The 18773-nt window shown below is 67.7% G+C and carries 20 protein-coding genes; 14 read left to right on the top strand and 6 right to left on the bottom strand.

The window, feature by feature from the left end; genetic code table 11:
- The first annotated feature begins 543 nt into the window (after nt 1–543).
- The 14 genes from WDZ97_RS12465 to WDZ97_RS12400 all read left to right on the top strand — a co-directional run bounded on the left by WDZ97_RS12465 (nt 544) and on the right by WDZ97_RS12400 (nt 9902).
- Nucleotides 544–891: a hypothetical protein gene (locus WDZ97_RS12465; protein ID WP_425762933.1), complete on the top strand. Its 348-nt coding sequence runs from the start codon at nt 544–546 to the stop codon at nt 889–891.
- Complete coding sequence (locus WDZ97_RS12460; RefSeq protein ID WP_425762932.1) at nt 888–1187, top strand: hypothetical protein; 300 nt, start codon at nt 888–890, stop codon at nt 1185–1187. Before WDZ97_RS12465 ends, WDZ97_RS12460 begins: the two co-directional genes overlap by 4 nt.
- 53 nt (nt 1188–1240) lie before the next feature.
- Nucleotides 1241–1597 (top strand): hypothetical protein, encoded by a 357-nt coding sequence (locus WDZ97_RS12455; RefSeq protein ID WP_425762931.1) that lies wholly within the window; start codon nt 1241–1243, stop codon nt 1595–1597.
- Between the two features lie 58 nt (nt 1598–1655).
- A complete protein-coding gene (locus WDZ97_RS12450; protein WP_425762930.1) occupies nt 1656–1913 on the top strand; it encodes a hypothetical protein in 258 nt (85 codons plus the stop codon).
- A 10-nt stretch (nt 1914–1923) separates the two neighbouring features.
- Complete coding sequence (locus tag WDZ97_RS12445; protein ID WP_425762929.1) at nt 1924–2298, top strand: hypothetical protein; 375 nt, start codon at nt 1924–1926, stop codon at nt 2296–2298.
- Nucleotides 2299–2669: 371 nt separating this feature from the next.
- Nucleotides 2670–3488 (top strand): SPFH domain-containing protein, encoded by an 819-nt coding sequence (locus WDZ97_RS12440; protein WP_425762928.1) that lies wholly within the window; start codon nt 2670–2672, stop codon nt 3486–3488.
- A 342-nt stretch (nt 3489–3830) separates the two neighbouring features.
- Nucleotides 3831–4370 carry a hypothetical protein gene (locus WDZ97_RS12435; protein ID WP_425762927.1) on the top strand — a complete coding sequence of 180 codons (540 nt, stop codon included), beginning with the start codon at nt 3831–3833 and terminating at the stop codon, nt 4368–4370.
- Between the two features lie 110 nt (nt 4371–4480).
- Nucleotides 4481–5095, top strand: a complete 615-nt coding sequence (locus tag WDZ97_RS12430) for a YfbM family protein (protein WP_425762926.1) — start codon at nt 4481–4483, stop codon at nt 5093–5095.
- A 164-nt stretch (nt 5096–5259) separates the two neighbouring features.
- Nucleotides 5260–5595 (top strand): YggL family protein, encoded by a 336-nt coding sequence (locus WDZ97_RS12425; RefSeq protein ID WP_425762925.1) that lies wholly within the window; start codon nt 5260–5262, stop codon nt 5593–5595.
- A gap of 57 nt (nt 5596–5652) precedes the next feature.
- Entirely contained in the window at nt 5653–6291 is a 639-nt protein-coding gene (locus tag WDZ97_RS12420; protein ID WP_425762924.1) for an HAD hydrolase-like protein, read from the top strand.
- Nucleotides 6292–6370: 79 nt separating this feature from the next.
- Entirely contained in the window at nt 6371–6808 is a 438-nt protein-coding gene (locus tag WDZ97_RS12415; protein WP_425762923.1) for a hypothetical protein, read from the top strand.
- A 67-nt stretch (nt 6809–6875) separates the two neighbouring features.
- Complete coding sequence (locus WDZ97_RS12410) at nt 6876–7892, top strand: magnesium transporter (protein WP_425762922.1); 1017 nt, start codon at nt 6876–6878, stop codon at nt 7890–7892.
- A gap of 280 nt (nt 7893–8172) precedes the next feature.
- Nucleotides 8173–8580: a YciI family protein gene (locus WDZ97_RS12405; RefSeq protein WP_425762921.1), complete on the top strand. Its 408-nt coding sequence runs from the start codon at nt 8173–8175 to the stop codon at nt 8578–8580.
- 50 nt (nt 8581–8630) lie between these two features.
- Nucleotides 8631–9902 (top strand): RNA polymerase sigma factor, encoded by a 1272-nt coding sequence (locus WDZ97_RS12400; RefSeq protein WP_425762920.1) that lies wholly within the window; start codon nt 8631–8633, stop codon nt 9900–9902.
- A gap of 3 nt (nt 9903–9905) precedes the next feature.
- Here WDZ97_RS12400 and WDZ97_RS12395 read toward each other — a convergent pair whose 3' ends face one another.
- The 6 genes from WDZ97_RS12395 to kdpB form a co-directional block, all read right to left on the bottom strand.
- Nucleotides 9906–10637 carry a PEP-CTERM sorting domain-containing protein gene (locus WDZ97_RS12395; RefSeq protein ID WP_425762919.1) on the bottom strand — a complete coding sequence of 244 codons (732 nt, stop codon included), beginning with the start codon at nt 10635–10637 and terminating at the stop codon, nt 9906–9908.
- A gap of 466 nt (nt 10638–11103) precedes the next feature.
- A complete protein-coding gene (locus WDZ97_RS12390; protein ID WP_425762918.1) occupies nt 11104–12426 on the bottom strand; it encodes a hemolysin family protein in 1323 nt (440 codons plus the stop codon).
- A gap of 88 nt (nt 12427–12514) precedes the next feature.
- Nucleotides 12515–13225, bottom strand: coding sequence for a two-component system response regulator KdpE (gene kdpE / locus WDZ97_RS12385; protein ID WP_425762917.1), 711 nt, complete (start codon nt 13223–13225; stop codon nt 12515–12517).
- Complete coding sequence (gene kdpD, locus WDZ97_RS12380) at nt 13222–15972, bottom strand: two-component system sensor histidine kinase KdpD (protein WP_425762916.1); 2751 nt, start codon at nt 15970–15972, stop codon at nt 13222–13224. Before kdpD ends, kdpE begins: the two co-directional genes overlap by 4 nt.
- 119 nt (nt 15973–16091) lie before the next feature.
- Complete coding sequence (kdpC, locus tag WDZ97_RS12375; protein WP_425762915.1) at nt 16092–16673, bottom strand: potassium-transporting ATPase subunit KdpC; 582 nt, start codon at nt 16671–16673, stop codon at nt 16092–16094.
- A gap of 15 nt (nt 16674–16688) precedes the next feature.
- Entirely contained in the window at nt 16689–18773 is a 2085-nt protein-coding gene (gene kdpB, locus WDZ97_RS12370) for a potassium-transporting ATPase subunit KdpB (RefSeq protein WP_425762914.1), read from the bottom strand.

Raw genomic sequence — 18773 nt, 5'->3', positions numbered from 1 at the left:
TTGAACACGAAGCACGGCGACGCAGCATGATCGACGTCGTCGGTGCGACTCTGCTCGGTCTGGTGGTCCTTGGCCTCGCGCTGTTGTTCGCGTCCACCTTCGGCCTGCGTGGCGGACGCTACACCTTGGCCGTAATCGTAGGCACTGCGGGCTTTCTTATCTGGGGGCTCTGGTACGTCGCTGGTCCAGCGGATCGCGCGGTCTCGTCCTGCCCCTCGTGTGGTGCTCAAGAGCCGGGTTCGCGTGAGCCGTAGATGAGCGTGACCTTGCCCAATGAATGAAGGCCGAATCGTGATCGGCAGGCGAGCGACGACATGAAAAGCTTGTTGAACGTGCATGTTTGAGGCCTGCTGCAGATTGCGTATCTGTCCTTCAGCCCGACCTCGGCGCCCAGCCGCTCAGACGGCCCCAGACTTTCATGTTGATCGCTGATCCGGCCGAAAGGCTGATTTCATTCAGCACGTGGGCATACCGAAGTACATTGTGGATGCCCCTTCTCGAACCCGTCATGTCATGCGGAGTGCCCTCCTTCTTGCCAGCGTAGTGTCCGTCGCAGCCTTGACTGTCGTCGGCTTCCGGTACGTCACTTCCGTGCACGAGCCGGAGGAGAGCTTCGTTGCGGAGCAATGGGTGAGCCGGCGCGCGCAGGTACAACTCAACGATCCGGGTTGTGTGCGGGGCGGAATGGCGCTGTCGCTCATACGTACAGGCGCGCTGCTCAAGCTGACGCGCGTCGAGGTGGTCGGACTTCTCGGCGCGCCTGACGAAGTTGCCGCGGAAACACTGCGCTATGGCCTTGGCCAATGCCACTGGAACTGGCGGCAAAGTTTACTGGTGATCCGTTTCGGTCCAACTGGACGAACTAGCAGTGTAGGGATAATGAAAGAATGAACCTCGGCCGGGCATGGCTTCGCTATGGGCATGGACTGGACACCCCGCAAGGCATTGCGCTGATACTGAGCGTGCCCGTGTGCGGGATAGTGATTCTGCTGCGCTGGGCTTTTCCCGATCTGGCGGAAATGTCGGCCTTCTCTTCACCGGACTGGCTTTATCTGTTCTCGCCCTTTCTGGGCTTTCTTGCTTTCCTACGGCTCGGGTATCCGGCCTTTGGCGCCTCGTGGCTTGCCGCCGGTATGGTGTGTGCGCTCGCAGGGTTTCCGTTCTATGTCGCCTACCTTCGCACCTGATTACACGCAATGCGCTGTGGTCCTCGCGCTGCGCCGTTTGATGGAGACTTCGCATGAAGTGTGATTGCCCTCTTTGCGGAGAGAAGCTTTCGCGCAGGCGATTGAAGAAGGTGCCACTGCAGGGCGAATCATCCTGGCTGGCGTTCAGATGGTTTCTGAAATGTCCGTCGTGCACCGGTGCGCTGCAATTGAATCCGCACCCGCTCGAACGCGCCGCCCTGCGGTGGGTACTGATCGGGGTTGCGATGCTGAATGGCGGAGCTCTGCTGTTCGGCGTCACGGCGCCGCCGTCGTTGGCGCTGCTATCGATTGCCCTGGTCGCGTTCGGGCCGTTCATCGGGCGGGCTCTGTTGGTTCCGGCCGACTGGCCCCGGTATGCGCCGCACGCCTCAGGCGAGCGCAAGGCTTGATGTGGTGATGCATCGTGATTCCCGTCAATTCCTTCGTGCCGCGACGGAGACCGCCCACATGACCCTGCTCTTCCTGTGCGCCTTCTTCGCCGCGCTCTGGCTGATCGGCCTGCCGCTTTACCACACATTCTTCGCCTGTCAGGGTGAGCGCGACGCGCTGCAGGCGAACTTCCGGCGGCTTCGGCAGGACAGACGCCTGCGCGGCCGCTGCCTGCTCGGGCTGTTCGTGCTGCTGAATGCGTGGTCACTGTATCCACTGCGCGGCGCGTGCGTTGCGGTGGCGGTCATCATGGCTTTCGCACTGATGCGAGGCTGAGAGACGGCGAATGTTCGAGATCTTCTTTCTTTTGAGCGCCGTCTTTATCGGAGCGAGCCAGTGGTGGCTGCATCGCTGCGAAATGCGGACCTATCATGCCCGTGCGCTCGCTGAGTTCCGCCAGATGAAGCTCCCTGCGACGCCGCTGCATGGCGCTTTCGATGGCGGCGAGGCGTGCATTGTTGAGGAGAAGGTCGAATGGGCGCGGAATGAGGCCACGTTTCATTACTTCCTGACGGTTTACGCGACCAACGCGAACGGCGAGTACTTCATCTTCAGATCAAACTATGACCGGCCCATCCTGCGCGCAATACGCCAGGAGGTTGCCCGCGCGATACTGAAGTCGAAGTACCGGGCGCCGGAGCCGCAGGCAGGCCGTGAATGAGGCGCATCGCACGATGGTGCTCTGACGAGGTCTTTACTGCCGGCACGCCGTACTTCATGCTTTTTTTCGTGGTGCGTAACAGGGTGGTGCGTAATAGAGGACAGCCCACGTTTTGCAGTCATCCGTATCTTTTTTGAATGGACCGACTTGTGGCTTGGCCGGTGTTCTCTGGCCAAAGCGTGCCCGGTCGGCCTTCACTGCGAATGTGGCCACGTGTGACGCATGTGCGCGCCGCATGAACCTTCTGACCCTGCGTTCCGATGGATGACATGCGGTTTGCCCCTATCATTTCGCGGCGATCGCACTGGCGCGGTCGACGGGAAAGATCACTTGCAACGGGGGGCGGGGGGATGGATGCACGGAAGGTTCTGATGACGGTCGGGATGGTGGTCGCGACCGGCGTTGTGATGTCGACGGCGGGCACGATACAGACGGGGAATGTGGGCATCCGGACCACGCTGGGGGTGATCTCGGCGGAGGAGATCGGGCCCGGCGTCTATTTCAAGTGGCCGCTCATTTCGTCGGTGCATGAGTTCTCGGCCAAGGACATCGTGATCGACATGTCGGACCTGACGCCCAAGGCCAAGGACAATCTGTCGCTGCGCGACATGGATGTGTCGATCTATTACCGCACCAGCCCTGGCAGCATTTCCGAACTGTCGACCAAGTACGCGTCGCAGTCGGCGCGGCACACCGACGGCTATTTCATGCCGGCCTACGAACTTGTCTGGCGCATCGCGCGCAACGCCTGCTACGAGGAGATCGCCAAGCTCGATTCTCTGGTGATCCACACGCAGCGTGAACAGCTGGGCGTGGCCATCGCGAAGAAGCTGCAGGAGGAACTGGACAGGAATGATCCGGGCGTCTTCGTGGTGTCGCGCGCGGTCATCCGTTCCGTTCAGACCGATCCGTCCATCGAGCAGTCGATCCAGCAGGCGGTGGCCAACCAGAAGAAGCTCGAGGCCATGCAGGTGCAGACGGAAATCGCGAAGCGGGAAGCGGACATCAAGGTGACCGAGGCGCGTGGCATCGCCGAGTCGAACCAGATCATCGCCGGCTCGCTGACGCGCGAGTACCTGCAGCATGAGGCCAATCTTGCGCTGTTCAAGTTTGCCGAGAAGGGCAACTCGAACACCATCGTCGTGCCGTCGGGCATGTCCGTCGCGCCGCTGATCAATACGGGCAAGTGACGTGTGTCGAGTCTTCATGGAGGGCCGTCCCCGTTACCGGATTGCCGAGGACAGTGGCGCCGGCCGCCCGGGGCCTCTCTGTCTCCGACGTGTTTTCCTCGTGCGCAGCGTGCGGCGACATCCGCGCGCCGCGTCCGTCGCTGCGCGCGATACGCATCGTGGCCCCGCGTTCGGGGCGCACGGCGGCTTGCTCCGTCGCGCCGGGAATGACACGCTTCGGGTGACGCGCACTCATGACCATGCCGGGAACATCCGTCATCCGGCGCGTCGACACTGACATCGCGCGGGCAAGCGTGGCCGCGGGCGCCGGCGGTCCGTGGCCGGCTTCTTTCAGGGGGAAGCATGAACGACAAGGCTGCCGCCGTGCAGATCAAGGGCGATACCTATTTCCTGACCACGTTCGTTGGCAGCGTTGTGGCAGCGGACCGACAGCAGTCGACCGTGGTGTCGCACACGACGAATGCCAACGGCTACAGTTCGTCCACTTCGAGCACCCACACGCAGGACCGACTGTTTCTTGTCAGCGATGAGGGCAAGGAGGAGGTGTTCGAGTTCACGGGCATTCATGTGAATGCCCGTGAGGGGCATCGCGTCAGGGTCGGCTGGATGAGCCGCCGCAGCCATAGCCGCGGAAGTTGCGTGTTCGTCCAGAACCTGAGCACGGGAGAGCACCGCCTGATCGAGCAGGGCATCCGCTCGGAGGTCACGCCGCTGGCGTCGCTGCCCGACTGGGCCTTCCTGGCCGCGCTCATACTCATGGGCCTGATGGCCGTGCCCACGCTGGGACTTTCCTTCGTGCCCTTCATCTGGTTCAAGATGAAGGTGGGCAGCAGGACGGCGGAGGCGATGAAGGTGCTGTCCGATCGCGTCGCCAGGGCCTGAGCGGTCGGGTGCGATTGATGCTGAACACAGTGCGGTTCCGCGCCGTATCGTTCGTGCCGCGGGCCGCGGCAGCAGCAGAGCAGCAGCGTGTCTCCGCGTGATCCCCACCCATGAGCATGATTCTCGAACTGCATACCGTCAGCGACGCGAACCTGGCCCGCGTGCTGGCCGATCCGCCGCTGGTGTGGAAGGTCGTGTCGCCGGACGATGACGGCATGTACGAAGCCGCGCGTGCCGAGGCAGGCGTTGCGGAGACCGGTTTCTTCCAGCGCCTGTTCGGCCGGCCAGCGCGCGCAAAGGCGCCGGCGGTGGAGTTTCCGCTGGCGCCGGGCGAGGTCGAAGCCACCGATCTCGACAAGGCCTGGCACGGCATCCACTACATGCTGACCGGCACCGCGTGGGAGGGGGTGCCGCCGCTGAACTTCCTGATGCACGGCGGTGCGGTGATCGGCGAGGTCGAGGTCGGCTACGGGCCCGCGCGCGGCATGACTGCGGCGGAGGTGAAGGTGGTGGCCGGAGCGCTCACCGGCATCGACGAGACTTTCATGCGCGCACGCTTCGACCCGGCGCAGATGACGCGGCTCGACATCTACCCCGGCATCTGGGACCGTGACCCGGCCGAGGACGACAGCTTGGGCTACTGCCTGGAATACTTCGGCACGCTCAGGGCCTTCGTGATGCGGGCGGCGGAGCGGGACGCGGGCCTCATCATCAGCCTCACCTGAGTCGCTGCCTTCCCGGGATCCGCCATGGATTTTGCTGTCACCCGTGGGGTCGGCAGGGCGATACTGTCGGCCCGGCGATAACACGCCGGACCTGCTGCAGAGCTGGTGGAGCAATGCCGCCGGCCCCGTGGCCCTTCTTCTGTTTTCGGATTCGGGAGTACTGGATGTCACATCACCGTTCGCGCCGCCTGCGCAAGAAGCTGCACATCGACGAGTTTCAGGAACTGGGTTTCGAGGTCGCCTTCAGGCTGCGCGACGGCCTGTCGGCGGACGAGATGGGCGCCTTCTGGGATGCTTTCATCGGCGACGCGATCGAGGGCAGCGGCCTGCTGTATGGCGGCTCGACGCGCGGGATGGCCTGTCTGCGCAAGCGCGGGTCGGCCAACGAGCAGCATCGCGAGGCGGTCCGATCCTGGCTCGCGGGGCGGTCAGAGGTGAGCGAGACCGAGGTCGGGCCGCTGATCGACGTCTGGTATCCGGCGGAGAATGATCGGGCCTGACGCCGAGCCGACGCGGCGGAGGTCCGCGTGCTGCCTGCAGCGCACCCTTGCATTCGCATGACCCACCCCCTCGTCCTGTTCGATTTCGACGGCACGCTCGCCGACTCCTTCCATCTGTTTCTCGACGCGTGGGCGCACGCGGCGCAGCGGTATGGCTTCCGCGCTGTCGATACGACCGACCTCGACCGCCTGCGTCGCCTGGGCGCGCGTGAAATCGTCGCCGAGGCAGGGCTGCCGCTGTGGAAGCTGCCGGCGGTGGCGGCGGCGATGCGTGCTTATATGCGCGAGCGGGCGGATGAAGTGAAGCTGTTCGACGGCGTGCCCGAAGTGCTGCACACCTTGAAGGCGGGCGGCGCTCAGATCGGCATCGTCACGTCGAATGCGCGCGATACGGTGGAGCGGGTGCTCGGCGACGACTGCCGTCCGCTGATCGACCTCTGGGGCTGCGGCGCGTCGCTGTTCGGCAAGGCGGCGAAGACGCGGCGGGCGATGAATGCGGCCGGTGCGACGCCCGCGCAGACGGTGAGCGTCGGCGACGAGTTGCGCGACCTCGAAGTGGCGCAGTCGCTCGGGCTCGCCTTCGTCGCGGTTGCGTGGGGCTACACCGCACCGGATCGCTTCGCCGGCTTGCCCGGCGTACGTGTGTGTGCGACGTCGGGCGAACTGCCGGCACTCGTGTTCCGGTCCTGCCCCTGATCGGCGACTGAACGCCACAGCGTTCCTTCTGCGGCCGCCCTGGCGTATCGTCCGCTCTTCAGTCCTGGAGCCGAATGTCATGTGCAGCCACCGCGACACCCCTGAACTCGCCCGCGCCCGCATCGCCGTCGAGACGGCCCGTCACTACGGCACGATGCGCTTCGCGATGTTCACGGTGTTCTCCGCCGTGCTAGGGGCGCTGCTGGCGTTCGCGTTCTCGCAGGGCGGGTCGCTCTTCCTGGCCCACGCGCCGTACCGGGTGGGCCTGGGCGTCGCCGGGCTGGTGCTGTCGGTGCTCTTTCTGCTGGCCGAATACCGCATTTCGACGCTGGTCACCTTCTATCAGGAAGAGGCCGTCAATGCGGGGGCGCTGCCTGCGTCGCCCGGCCATGACGACTGGAAGGGCGTGGTGCTGGTCACCATGCTCGCGCCCTACGCCTTGTCGGCGGTGTTCTGGCTGCTCGCCATCTTCGGTCTCATCGTGTTCCCGGTCTGGCCGGCGCCGGCGGCCGGCTGATCCTGCGCATGACGAGGTGCCGCGTGATGCGGCACCATGGCGTCACACTGTCCGGATGGAGCCCGTCATGAGCGCCCACGCCCCTCCCGCAAACGATTCATTGGCGCCGAGCGTTCTGCCGGCCGACGAGAGCGCCGGCCGCGACCTGCTGGCTGCCGTGCCGCGCGTGCATCCGGCGCAGACGGTCGATGCGGTGCTGGCCGACCTGCGCGCCCGGCACTACGACTGCCTCGATATCGTGTGCGTGATCGATGACGACGAAAGCCTGATCGGCATCGTGCCGCTGGCCGATCTGTTCCGCGCGGCGCAGGGCGCACGCATCGACGCGGTGATGCAGCGTGACTGCCCCACCGTGCATGCGCATACCGACCAGGAGCGGGTCGCTTCGCTGGCGCTGCATCACGGGCTGAACGCGATGCCGGTGGTCGATGCGCGCGGCCGGCTGCTCGGCGTGGTGCCGTCGACCGCGCTGCTGCACATCCTGCGTCGTGAGCACGTCGAGGACATCCACCGCCTCGCCGGCATCACGCGCGAGACACGGCGCGCCCGCGAGGCGATCGAATCGCCGCCCTTGCGCCGCCTGCGCCACCGGTTGCCGTGGCTGCTGATCGGTCTGGCCGGCAGCATGTTCGCCACCGTCATCATGGCCGGCTTCGAACACACGCTGTCGCTGAGTCCGGCGCTCGCTTTCTTCGTGCCGGGGCTGGTCTATCTGGCGGACGCCATCGGCACGCAGACCGAAGCGGTCGCGGTGCGCGGTCTGTCGCTCAGTCACGCGTCGATCGGCGCGCTGGTCGGCGGCGAGGTGCGCACCGGTCTGCTGATCGGACTGGTGCTGGGCGGGCTCACCTTTCCCTGCGTCTGGCTGGCGTTCGGCGATCCGACACTGGCGTTCGCGGTGGCCCTGTCACTGGTGATGGCCGGCGGCATCGCGACGACGATAGGCCTCTTCCTGCCCTGGCTGCTCGCCCGCCTGGGCAGCGACCCCGCCTACGGCAGCGGCCCGCTCGCCACCATCGTGCAGGACCTGCTGACGCTGCTCACCTACTTCGCGGTGGCGAGCGCGGTGATGGCGCAGGGGTGAATGCGGCCGGTGTGCGTCCGCTCCTCATCTGCGGTCCCTCTCGCGCTGATGCGGGAGAGGGGCGGTTGGCGGGCGGAGGTCTTTCCGTCTCCTGCATTGGCGGGGGAGGCCGAGCTTCGATCGAGGCCGCTATCGCGAGCAAGCTCGCTCCCACAAGACCCGGGCTCCGGGCACTGATCGGGCACACCTCCTGTGGAAGCGGCCCCTGCTGTCGATTTGCCCACCGGTCGCTCGTCGACCCTGCGACGGCGCCTGTCGCGCCGACTCCAGGAGAGCTGCCATGCGTTACATGATCATCGTCAAGGCCACCGCCGACAGCGAGGCGGGGGTGATGCCGGAGGAAGCACTGATGGCTTCGATGGCCACCTATCATGAAGAACTGATGCGCGCCGGCGTGCTGCTCGACGCCTCCGGGCTGCAGGCCAGTTCTAGAGGCTGGCGCGTGCGGTACCGCGGTGCAGGGCGCAGCGTCGTCGACGGCCCGTTCGCCGAGACGAAGGAGCTGATCGCCGGCTACACGCTGATCCAGGTTGCCTCGCGCGAAGAGGCGCTGCACTGGACACGCCGCTTTCCGAACCCGGCCGGCGAGGGGCGCGACGCCGAGATCGAGGTGCGTCAGGTGTTTGAACTGGACGATTTCGCGCCCGGTGAGGCGGTGGAACGCTTCCGCCGGATGGATACAGCCTGAGGGAGACCAAGGATGACAGACGGAACCTCGACGACTTTGCACACCGGACGATGACGGCCGACCTGCACCGCACGCTGGACGCCGTCTGGCGCATCGAGTCGGCGCGCATCATCGGCGCGCTCGCGCGCATGGTGCGCGACGTCGGCCTCGCCGAGGAGCTGGCGCAGGATGCGCTGGTGACGGCGCTCGAACAGTGGCCCGACAAGGGTGTGCCGGACAACCCCGGCGCCTGGCTCACCGCCACCGCGAAGAACCGCGCGCTCGACCTGCTGCGCCACCGCAGCATGCAGGCGACCAAGGCCGATGCGCTGACCTGGGAAATCGAATCGCAGCTGCAGGACGGCGCGCCACCGGCCCCGGACAGCGCACTCGACGAGCCCATCGGCGACGACGTGCTGCGCCTGATGTTCGTCGCCTGCCACCCGGTACTGTCGGTGGAAGCGCGCGTCGCGCTGACGCTGAAGATGGTCGGTGGTCTCGCCACGCCGGACATCGCACGCGCCTTTCTCGTGCCGGAGGCGACGCTGGCGCAGCGCATCGTGCGCGCCAAGCGCACGCTGAGCGAGGCGCGCGTGCCCTTCGAACTGCCCGGTCCGGCCGAACTGGGTGAGCGGCTCGACGCCGTGCTGAAGGTGATCTACCTCATCTTCAACGAGGGCTATGCCGCGACCGCCGGTGAGCACTGGATGCGCCCGGCGCTGTGCGAAGAGGCCTTGCGCCTCGGTCGCATACTGGCCGAGTTGGCGCCGCAGGTGACCGAAGTGCACGGCCTGGTGGCGCTGATGGAAATCCAGGCTTCGCGCCTGCACGCGCGCACCGACGCACGCGGCACACCGGTGCTGCTGCTGGAACAGGACCGCACGCGCTGGGACCGTCTGCTGATCCGACGCGGGCTGGCTGCGCTGGAACGCGTCGACGCGCTGGGCGGCGGCTACGGCCCGTACGCGCTGCAGGCCGCCATCGCCGCCTGTCATGCGCGCGCCGCCCACGCCGACCACACCGACTGGCCGCGCATCGCCGCGCTGTACGACGCGCTGGCGCAGATCGCGCCGTCGCCGGTGGTCGAACTCAATCGCGCGGTCGCCGTCGGCATGGCCTTCGGCCCAGCGGCTGGCCTGGAGGTCGCCGACGCGCTGCGCGACGAACCGGCGCTGCGCCACTACCATCTGCTGCCCGGTGTACGCGGCGACCTGCTGGCCAAGCTCGGCCGCCACAGCGAAGCCTGCGAAGAGTTCCGCCGCGCCGCCGCGCTGACGCAGAACGAACGCGAGCGCGAACTGCTGACCGAACGCGCGCGCGTCAGTGCGGACGCAGCACGCTGACACTCATGCGGGTAGTTCCCGGCGACGGCGCGCGGCCAAACCGATCAGCGCGGCGCCTGCTACCCACATGCCGGTGGTCGCCGGTTCGGGAATGGCGGCGATCTGGCCCACCATCACGACGCGCTTGGTCCGCCCATCGACGGCCCAGGCGGGCAGAGCGGGTGGCGCTGGCTGCGGCAAGCCGCCGCCGACGGCGCCAGGATAGAAGTACGGCGGCACCGTGATCAGCGAGTCATAGATTTCGATACTTCCCGGATAGTGCGTAAGCGACAGAGTGAGCTGCGCTCCGCTCAGTGCACCGCCATAGACGACGAATGGCCCCCATTGCGGCAGCGTGACGCAGATGCATGTGAATGGCGTCGGCGGACCGTAGAAATTATCGGAGTATGGGTACTCGGGCAGGGGGCGAATTTCGCCGCTCGTCGGGCTGTAGCGCATCTGCAGCGGCATGATGACTTCCGGCAGCCAACCGTCTGTCCCCTCCAGTTCGAGCGAATCAAACCGCACGCGCTGGATGCTCGGGTCGTAGGCCGACACCAGAACTTCCGCGTCAAAACTGCCATCCAGTGCGTACTGCGTGTAATGGCGCTGAAATAGCCAGGTACCCGATTGCTGTCCGGGAACATAGCTCGCTGTCTCGATTTCGACAAAGCTGGCCTGGACGTCCAGTTCGTATCGCGCCGCTTCAGCAACGCACGGGAAGAGCAGGGCGACACACAGGACACGCAGACTCATGATCCACCTCTTGTTCAAGATGCGACGAACCCTACCCGGAAAATGCCATTCATCTATGACAATCAGCCGCATGGATGACGTCAGTCATGACGTATCCGGCGACGTGTTCGCGTGTTGTGAGAGATGGTGAAGGTATCCCGCGCAGCGGATTGGCCGGATCAGCGAAGATCGAGAGGGGCGCCGACGACGCGCCGGGCGTAGGCGCCCTGGTAATCGTCGGCGTACCGACGAAAAAAAAGGCGGCCCGCAGGCCGCCTTTGAGAACTCACAGCCATTGCTGTGGAGGAGGAGAGCCGAGTATCGCCGTTGTCCGCCTGCGTGCAAGAGCTGTCACAAATACTTCATGCGCTTCTGTTCCGCGGACGGCTCAGGGTGCGCAACAGGGTGCGACAGGTGATCGAAGGGCGGTGCAGCTGCCCGGCGCACGCCGCTGCGTGGTGCATGCGACGGTGGCGCGCGCTTCGGTTTACTCCGCCTCGATGGGAACAGGCAGCGGTTCGAGTCGCTGCACCAGCACCTTGTCGACGCGGTTGCGGTCCATGTCCATCACCTCGATGCGCAGGCCGGCGACCTCGAAGAAATCGGTGGCGACCGGGATGCGGCCGAGCATGTGCAGCACCAGTCCACCCACCGTGTGGAAGTTTCCGCTGTCTTCGCCCGGCAATGCGTCGGCGATGCCGAGCACGGATTTGACGCGCTCGATCGACGTGCCGCCATTCACCAGCCACGAGCCGTCGGCGCGCTGCACCACGTCCGCTTCTTCGTGCGCCGTCGGCACCGACATGTCGCCGACGATGGCGGCGAGCACGTCGTTGACGGTGACCAGTCCCTGCAGGTCACCGTATTCATCGACCAGCAGCGCCAGGTGCTTGCGCGTGCGACGGAAGTTCTCGAGCAGTTGCGCGGTGCTGACGGTGTCCGGGACATAGAGCGGCGCTTCGAGCAGCGCTTCGATGCTGCGCCGGTCTATCGTTTCGCCGGCCAGCGACTGCTTCAGCAGGGCGCCGCTCTGCAGCACGCCGAGCACGTGTTCGAGACCGTCGCGGCACACCAGCACGCGGCTGTAGGGGCTGTCGGCGATGCGCCGGCGGATGTCGTCCTCCGGGTCGTCGAGGTCGATCGCGTGGATGTCCTTGCGCGGCGTCATGATGGCGCCGACGCGCAACTCGTCGAGGCGCAGCACGTTGGACACGATCTGCTGTTCGCTCTGGTGGAACACGCCCGCTTCCGCGCCCTGGCCCATCAGCACCTTGATTTCCTCGTCGGTGATCGGCGGCTCGTCGGTGCGGCGCGCACCGGCGATGCGCAGGATGGCGTTGCTGGTGACCGACAGCACCCACACCAGCGGACGCGCGACGCGCGCCAGCAGCACCATGGGCCGCGAAATGAGGGAGGCGATGCCTTCCGGCGCCAGCAGCGCCAGCCGTTTCGGCACCAGTTCGCCGACCACGACCGAGAAATAGGTGATGCCGACCACCACGACGGACAGCGCCATCGTGCGTGCATAGGGCTCGATCAGCGGGAATCCCGACAGCCAGGCGGCCAGCGGATCGGCCAGCACCGTTTCGCCCATGGCGCCGCTCAGGATGCCGATCGACGTGATGCCGACCTGTATCGTCGACAGGAAATTCGAAGGGTCGTCGTGCAGCCGCATGGCGGCCTGCGCCCCCTTGTTGCCGTCCTCGGCAAGACCGATCAGGCGCGCCTTGCGCGACGACACGACGGCGATCTCGGACATCGCGAAGACGCCGTTGAGGAGGATGAGTGCAAACAGTAGCGCTACGTCCATGCTGCAGGCCACCCGCTGTCCGATGCGTGGCTCCGGTGTGAAGGAAGGGCCATTATCCCCCACGGGGCAAACCCCACCCGGCCGGACCCTAGCGGCTGTCCGCGACGAAGCGGTAACCGACGCCTGTTTCGGTCAGCAGATGTGCCGGTCGTGCCGGGTCGGCTTCGAGCTTGCGCCGCAGATGGCCCATGTAGATGCGCAGGTAGTGGCCGTGCTCGACGCTGTTCGGGCCCCACACCTCGCGCAGCAGCTGGCGGTGCGTCAGCACCTGGCCCTCGTGCGCCGCCAGCGTGGCGAGCAGCCGGTACTCGACCGGCGTCAGGTGCACCGGCTCGCTGGCGCGCGTGATCAGGCGGCGTGCCAGATCGAGTTCGCACTCACCGAAGCGCAGCGGGCCTGCCGCATCGGCCGGCGCGCCGCCGCGGCGGCGCAGCGCGACGCGCACGCGCGCCATCAGTTCGCCGACCGAGAACGGTTTGATCAGGTAGTCGTCGGCGCCGGCGTCGAGCGCCGCGATCTTGTCGTCGTCGCCGGCGCGCGCCGACAGCACGATGACCGGCACGCTGCTCCAGCCGCGCAGGTCGCGGATCAGGTCCACGCCGTCGCCGTCGGGCAGGCCGAGGTCAAGCACCAGCAGATCCGGTTTGCGCGTGCCGGCCTCGATCAGGCCGCGCTGAAGTCCATCGGACTCGAACACCTGATGCCCGGCCTCCTCCAGCGCCTGGCGCACGAAACGGCGTATCGCCGCATCGTCTTCGACGATCAGTACGCGGGACACCGGGGGCTGCAGACTGCTCATGCCGCACAGTCTGCCGCAGGCGGCAGATCGGTGCCCGCCGGCGCGTCGCGGTGCGGCAGGGTCCAGCGGAACACGGCGCCGTGGGCCGGCGGCGGCCGGTTGGCGGCGTCGATGTCGCCGCCGTGCGCGCGCACGATGGCGCGGCAGATGGCCAGTCCGAGACCGACGCCCGGCGTGCTCGACTCGGCTTCGCCGCGCGTGAACTTGCGAAACAGGTTTTCCGGATCGCCGGCCGGCAGGCCCGGGCCGTCGTCGCTCACCTCGACCGCGATCGCGTCGCCGTCGCGCGCGGCGGAGATGCGTATCGTCGTACCGGCCGGCGTGTACTTGGCGGCGTTCTCCAGCAGATTGACCAGCACGCGTTCGAGCAGCACGGCGTCGCCGTACAGCAGCGGCAGATCGGACGGCAGATCGACGCGCACCACGTGTCGTGCCAGCGCCCCCTCGATGGCGCGGATCGCGCTGCCCGCCAGTTCTTCCAGCGACTGCCAGTCGTGGCGCAGCGCGACTGCGCCAGCCTGCAGCCGCGCCATGTCGAGCAGGTTGTTCACCAGCTGTGCGGTGCGCCGCGCCTGTTCGACGATGGCGGCGATGGCCGGGCCGTGGGCGGACCCCTCGCGCGCCAGCGCGCCGGACAGGTTCTCCGACATGCCGATCAGCGCGGTCAGCGGCGTGCGCAGATCGTGCGACAGCGCTGCCAGCAGCGAATTGCGCAAGCGTTCCGATTCCATCGACAGCAGTGTGTCCTGCGCGACGGCGACGAAGTGCACGCGCTCGATGGCGATGGCGACCAGCGCGGCATAGGTGTCGAGCAGCTGGCGCTGTTCCGGAATCATCAGCAGCCGCGCGTGCGCAGGCTTCACGGCGATCACGCCGCGCGTGCGCATCGGCGCCTGCAGCGGCAGGTAGAGCGCCGGCGCACCGGGCAGTGTGCCGGTGCCGGCGCCGGCCGGTTCGCTGTGGTCGTAGGCCCACTGCGCCAGACCGGCGTCGGGCGCGAAACGGTCGTTGTCGGGCGAGGCCGGTGCCAGTCGTTCGGCGGCGTCCGGCAGCAGCAGCGCGGCGTGGCCGCGGAAGGCGCGCTCGACCGCGCGTTCGCCGATCTCGGCCACCTGTTCCAGCGTCAGCGCGCGCCCGAGATCGCGTGCCATTTCGAACAGGCTGCGCGCGCGGTCCTCGCGGTAGCGGGCGACGCGCGCCTGGTACTGCAGCGAGGCGGTGAGCTGACCGATGACCAGACCGACCGCCATCATGACGGCGAAGGTGATCAGGTACTCGGCGTCGCTGACCGAGAAGGTGAAGCGCGGCGGCACGAAGAAGAAATCGAAGGCCAGCACGTTCAGTACGGCCGACGCCAGCGCCGCCCGGCGACCGTGGCGCACGGCGATGGCGACCACGGCCAGCATGAACAGCATGACGATGTTGGCGAGGTCGAAGTAGGGCGCCAGCGGCGTCGCCAGCACCGTCACCGCGGCGCACGAGGCGCCGGCCCATAGATAGCCGCGCAGCGAGCGCGCGACCGCCTCGCCGTCCTCGTCCTCGGCGGGCGATGTCGGTGACGGGAGCGGGCGGCCGTCGTCGCGTCGCGCGATCACCATGAATTCGATTTCCGGCGCCAGCGCCGCCACCCGTTCGCCGAAATGGCTGCGGCCGGTGGCGCGCTGCCATAGCGTGCTGATCCTGCCGCGCAGCGAATAGCCGGTCACCAGGGTGCCGAGATTGTGTTCGCGCGCGTAGGCCACGGCGGCCACGGCGGCGTCCTGCGCGGTCAGCGTGGCGGTGGTCGCGCCCAGCGACTCGGCCAGCTTGAGCGTGGCCAGTATCGCGCGGCGGCGTGCTTCGGGCAGGCGCTGCAGCGCCGGCGTCTCGATGTAGATGGCATGCCACGGTGCGTCGGCCTGTGCCGCCCGGCGGGCGGCCGCGCGCACCAGCCGTTCGGCCCCGGCGTCCGGGCCGACGCAGGCGAGCAGCGCATCGCTCACCTGCCACACCGCGCGGCTGGCCTGCGCAACGTGTTCGCGCCGGTAGCTGCGCACGTCCTCTTCGACCCGCTCGGCCGTGCGGCGCAGCGCCAGTTCGCGCAGCGCCATCAGATTGCCCTTGCGGAAGAAATTCTTCACCGCGCGCTCGGCCTGCTCCGGCAGATACACCTTGCCTTCGCGCAGCCGGCGCAGCAGGTCGTCGGTTGGCAGGTCGACCAGCACCACCTCGGAGGCGGAATCGAACACGTGGTCGGGCACCGTCTCGCGCACGCGGATGCCGGTGATGCCGCCGACCACGTCGTTCAGGCTTTCGATGTGCTGCACGTTCACCGTGGTCCATACGTCGATGCCGGCGTCGAGCAGTTCGTCGATGTCCTGCCAGCGCTTCGGGTGACGCGAGCCGGGCGCGTTGCTGTGCGCCAGTTCGTCGACCAGCAGCACGGCCGGCCGGCGGGCCAGCGCGCCGTCGAGATCGAATTCCTCCAGCGTGCGCCCTTGCACCGTCAGCGCGCGGCGCGGCAGCCGTTCCAGCCCCTGCAGCTGCTGCGCGGTTTCGCTGCGGCCGTGCGTCTCGACGATGCCGACCACGACGTCGCCCTGCTGCTCGCGCAGGCGCTGCGCGGCATCGAGCATGGCCCAGGTCTTGCCGACGCCGGCCGACGAGCCGAAGTAGATCTTCAGCCGGCCGCGCGCGGCGCGCGCCTCCGCCGCCTGTGCGGCGGCGAGCAGGGCGTCCGGGTCGGGCCGTATCGGTTCGTCGGTCATCGTCGCAGTCTAGCGCCCGGAACGCCGGCCGCTGCGCACGACCAGCCACCCGACCAGCGCCAGCGGCGCGGCGATGGCCAGCAGACCTATCAGCAGCACGAGGAGGTCGTGGTCCATGTTCAGCGCAGCGCGTCGAGCGCGCGGTTCAGTGCCAGCACGTTCACCCGCGGCTCGCCGACGAAGCCCAGCCACGGGTGACGCGCGTGACGGTCGATCAAGGCCTCGACCGCAGCCGGGGCGACGCCGCGGGCGCGCGCCACGCGCGCCGCCTGGTAGCGGGCTGCAGCGAGGCTGATGTCGGGGTCCAGGCCGCTGGCCGACGCGGTGACCAGATCGACCGGTACCGGCGCGCGGTTGTCCGGGGCGGCGGCCCGCAGCGCGGCGATGCGCTGTGCCACTGCGTCCACCAGCACGCGGTTGTTTGCGCCCAGATTGCTGCCGCCGGAGGCCGCGCCGTTGTAGGGCTGCGTTGCCGTGGCCGACGGGCGCGACCAGAAGTGGCCGGGCGACGAGAAAGGCTGACCGATCAGCGCCGAGCCGCTCAGCTGTTCGCCGTCGCGGATCAGCGATCCGGCGGCGCGTTCGGGGAACAGCGTCTGCGCCAGCGCGGTGACCAGCAGCGGGTAGGCGAGGCCGGTCAGTGCGGACAGCAGCAGGAAGAGCGACAGCGCGGGGCGCAGGGCGTGCAGTGCGGCGTTCATGACAGGACTCCGTGTTCAGGTGAGGTGCAGCGCGGTGAGCAGCACGTCGATGAGCTTGATGCCGACGAAGGGCACGACGAAACCGCCCACGCCATAAAGCAGGCCGTTGCGACGCAGCAGCGCGGCGGTGCCGAGCGCGCGGTACCGCACGCCGCGCAGCGCCAGCGGGATCAGTGCGACGATGATGAGCGCATTGAAGATGACGGCCGACAGGATGGCCGACTCGCCCGACGCGAGCTGCATCACGTTCAGCACACCCAGCTGCGGATAGGTGGCGGCGAACGCGGCCGGCAGAATGGCGAAGTACTTGGCGACGTCGTTCGAAATGCTGAAGGTGGTCAGCGCGCCACGCGTCATCAGCATCTGCTTGCCGATCTCGACCACCTCGATCAGCTTGGTCGGATTGCTGTCGAGGTCGACCATGTTGCCGGCCTCCTTCGCCGCCTGCGTGCCGCTGTTCATCGCCACCGCGACGTCGGCCTGCGCCAGCGCCGGCGCGTCGTTGGTACCGTCGCCGGTCATCGCCACCATGCGGCCTTCGGCCTGGTAACGGCGGATCAGCGCCAGCTTGGCTTCCGGCGTCGCTTCGGCCAGCACGTCGTCGACGCCGGCTTCGGCGGCGATGGCGGCGGCGGTGAGCCGGTTGTCGCCGGTGATCATGACGGTGCGTATGCCCATGCGCCGCAGTTCGACGAAGCGCTCGCGGATGCCGCCCTTGACGATGTCCTTCAGTTCGACCACGCCGAGCACGCGCTCGCCGTCGGCCACCACCAACGGCGTGCTGCCGCGTCGGGCGGCGTCCTCGACGATGCGCACCAGTTCGGGCGCGAATTGCCCGCCCAGTGATTCGACATGCTGACGCACCGCTTCGGCCGCGCCCTTGCGGATCTGCCGGCCTTCCCAGTTCACGCCGCTCATGCGGGTCTGCGCGGTGAAGGGCACGAAGGCGGCGTCGTGCGACAGCAGCTGGCGTTCGCGCAGCGCGAACTTCTGTTTGGCGAGCACGACGATGCTGCGTCCTTCCGGCGTTTCATCGGCCAGCGAGGCGAGCTGCGCGGCATCGGCCAGTTCGCGTTCGCTCACGCCGGGTGCCGGCAGGAAGGCGGCGGCCTGGCGGTTGCCCAGCGTGATGGTGCCGGTCTTGTCGAGCAGCAGCACGTCGACGTCGCCGGCCGCCTCGACCGCGCGGCCCGACGTGGCGATCACGTTGGCGCCCAGCATGCGGCTCATGCCGGCCACGCCGATGGCCGACAGCAGGCCGCCTATCGTGGTCGGGATCAGGCATACCAGCAGCGCCACCAGCGCGGTCACGGTGACCGGCACGCCCTGCTGCGTGGCCTGCACCGCGAACAGCGAGAACGGCAGCAGCGTCACGGTGGCCATCAGGAATGCCAGCGTCAACGCGATGAGCAGGATGGTCAGCGCCACTTCGTTCGGCGTCTTGCGCCGCTTCGCACCCTCGACCATGGCGATCATGCGGTCGAGGAAGCTGTCGCCCGGATTGACCGTGCAGCGCACGACGACCCAGTCCGACAGCACGCGGGTGCCGCCGGTGACCGACGAGAAATCGCCGCCGGCCTCGCGGATGACCGGCGCCGACTCGCCGGTGATGGCGCTTTCGTCCACCGAGGCCACGCCTTCGATCACCTCGCCGTCGCAGGGCATGGTGTCGCCGGCTTCGACCAACAGCACGTCGCCGATGCGCAGCGCGCCGGTATCGACGGCGTCCCAGCGCTCGCCCTGGCGCGGCGCACGCAGCTTCTTCGCCGTGCCGCGCTTCTGCAGGCTGCGCAGGCTGGCCGCCTGCGCCTTGCTGCGACCTTCGGCCAGCGCCTCGGCGAAATTGGCGAACAGCACGGTGAACCACAGCCATAGCGCATTGGCGCCGATGAACCAGGCCGGCGCCTCGCCCTGACCGGTCAGCGCCTGCAGCCACAGCGCGCTGATCAGCACGGCGCACAGCCAGACCACGAACATGACCGGATTGCGCCACTGCGCAGCCGGGTTGAGCTTGATGAAGGCATCGCGCACCGCGCCGCGCAGCAGCGCGGGATCAAGCAGACCGGCAGCCGGGCGCGAAGGATGAAAGGTGTTGGTCAT

The organism is Methyloversatilis sp. MC4-4 (assembly GCF_049843555.1).
Taxonomy (GTDB): domain Bacteria; phylum Pseudomonadota; class Gammaproteobacteria; order Burkholderiales; family Rhodocyclaceae; genus Methyloversatilis; species Methyloversatilis discipulorum_B.
Note: the sequence above shows the minus strand (reverse complement) of the source record. Positions and strands in the feature narration are given on the sequence as shown.

What these genes read in the sequence shown, in the direction of transcription:
- WDZ97_RS12400 (WP_425762920.1), top strand. Translation starts at nt 8,631, where the DNA reads ATGACGGCCGACCTGCACCGCACGCTGGACGCCGTCTGGCGCATCGAG.
- WDZ97_RS12445 (WP_425762929.1), top strand. Translation starts at nt 1,924, where the DNA reads ATGTTCGAGATCTTCTTTCTTTTGAGCGCCGTCTTTATCGGAGCGAGC.
- kdpD (WP_425762916.1), bottom strand. Translation starts at nt 15,972, where the DNA reads ATGACCGACGAACCGATACGGCCCGACCCGGACGCCCTGCTCGCCGCC.
- kdpC (WP_425762915.1), bottom strand. Translation starts at nt 16,673, where the DNA reads ATGAACGCCGCACTGCACGCCCTGCGCCCCGCGCTGTCGCTCTTCCTG.
- WDZ97_RS12410 (WP_425762922.1), top strand. Translation starts at nt 6,876, where the DNA reads ATGAGCGCCCACGCCCCTCCCGCAAACGATTCATTGGCGCCGAGCGTT.
- WDZ97_RS12460 (WP_425762932.1), top strand. Translation starts at nt 888, where the DNA reads ATGAACCTCGGCCGGGCATGGCTTCGCTATGGGCATGGACTGGACACC.
- WDZ97_RS12405 (WP_425762921.1), top strand. Translation starts at nt 8,173, where the DNA reads ATGCGTTACATGATCATCGTCAAGGCCACCGCCGACAGCGAGGCGGGG.
- WDZ97_RS12435 (WP_425762927.1), top strand. Translation starts at nt 3,831, where the DNA reads ATGAACGACAAGGCTGCCGCCGTGCAGATCAAGGGCGATACCTATTTC.
- WDZ97_RS12420 (WP_425762924.1), top strand. Translation starts at nt 5,653, where the DNA reads ATGACCCACCCCCTCGTCCTGTTCGATTTCGACGGCACGCTCGCCGAC.
- WDZ97_RS12415 (WP_425762923.1), top strand. Translation starts at nt 6,371, where the DNA reads ATGTGCAGCCACCGCGACACCCCTGAACTCGCCCGCGCCCGCATCGCC.
- kdpE (WP_425762917.1), bottom strand. Translation starts at nt 13,225, where the DNA reads ATGAGCAGTCTGCAGCCCCCGGTGTCCCGCGTACTGATCGTCGAAGAC.
- WDZ97_RS12425 (WP_425762925.1), top strand. Translation starts at nt 5,260, where the DNA reads ATGTCACATCACCGTTCGCGCCGCCTGCGCAAGAAGCTGCACATCGAC.
- WDZ97_RS12390 (WP_425762918.1), bottom strand. Translation starts at nt 12,426, where the DNA reads ATGGACGTAGCGCTACTGTTTGCACTCATCCTCCTCAACGGCGTCTTC.
- WDZ97_RS12430 (WP_425762926.1), top strand. Translation starts at nt 4,481, where the DNA reads ATGAGCATGATTCTCGAACTGCATACCGTCAGCGACGCGAACCTGGCC.
- WDZ97_RS12440 (WP_425762928.1), top strand. Translation starts at nt 2,670, where the DNA reads ATGACGGTCGGGATGGTGGTCGCGACCGGCGTTGTGATGTCGACGGCG.
- kdpB (WP_425762914.1), bottom strand. Translation starts at nt 18,773, where the DNA reads ATGACCAACACCTTTCATCCTTCGCGCCCGGCTGCCGGTCTGCTTGAT.
- WDZ97_RS12455 (WP_425762931.1), top strand. Translation starts at nt 1,241, where the DNA reads ATGAAGTGTGATTGCCCTCTTTGCGGAGAGAAGCTTTCGCGCAGGCGA.
- WDZ97_RS12395 (WP_425762919.1), bottom strand. Translation starts at nt 10,637, where the DNA reads ATGAGTCTGCGTGTCCTGTGTGTCGCCCTGCTCTTCCCGTGCGTTGCT.
- WDZ97_RS12450 (WP_425762930.1), top strand. Translation starts at nt 1,656, where the DNA reads ATGACCCTGCTCTTCCTGTGCGCCTTCTTCGCCGCGCTCTGGCTGATC.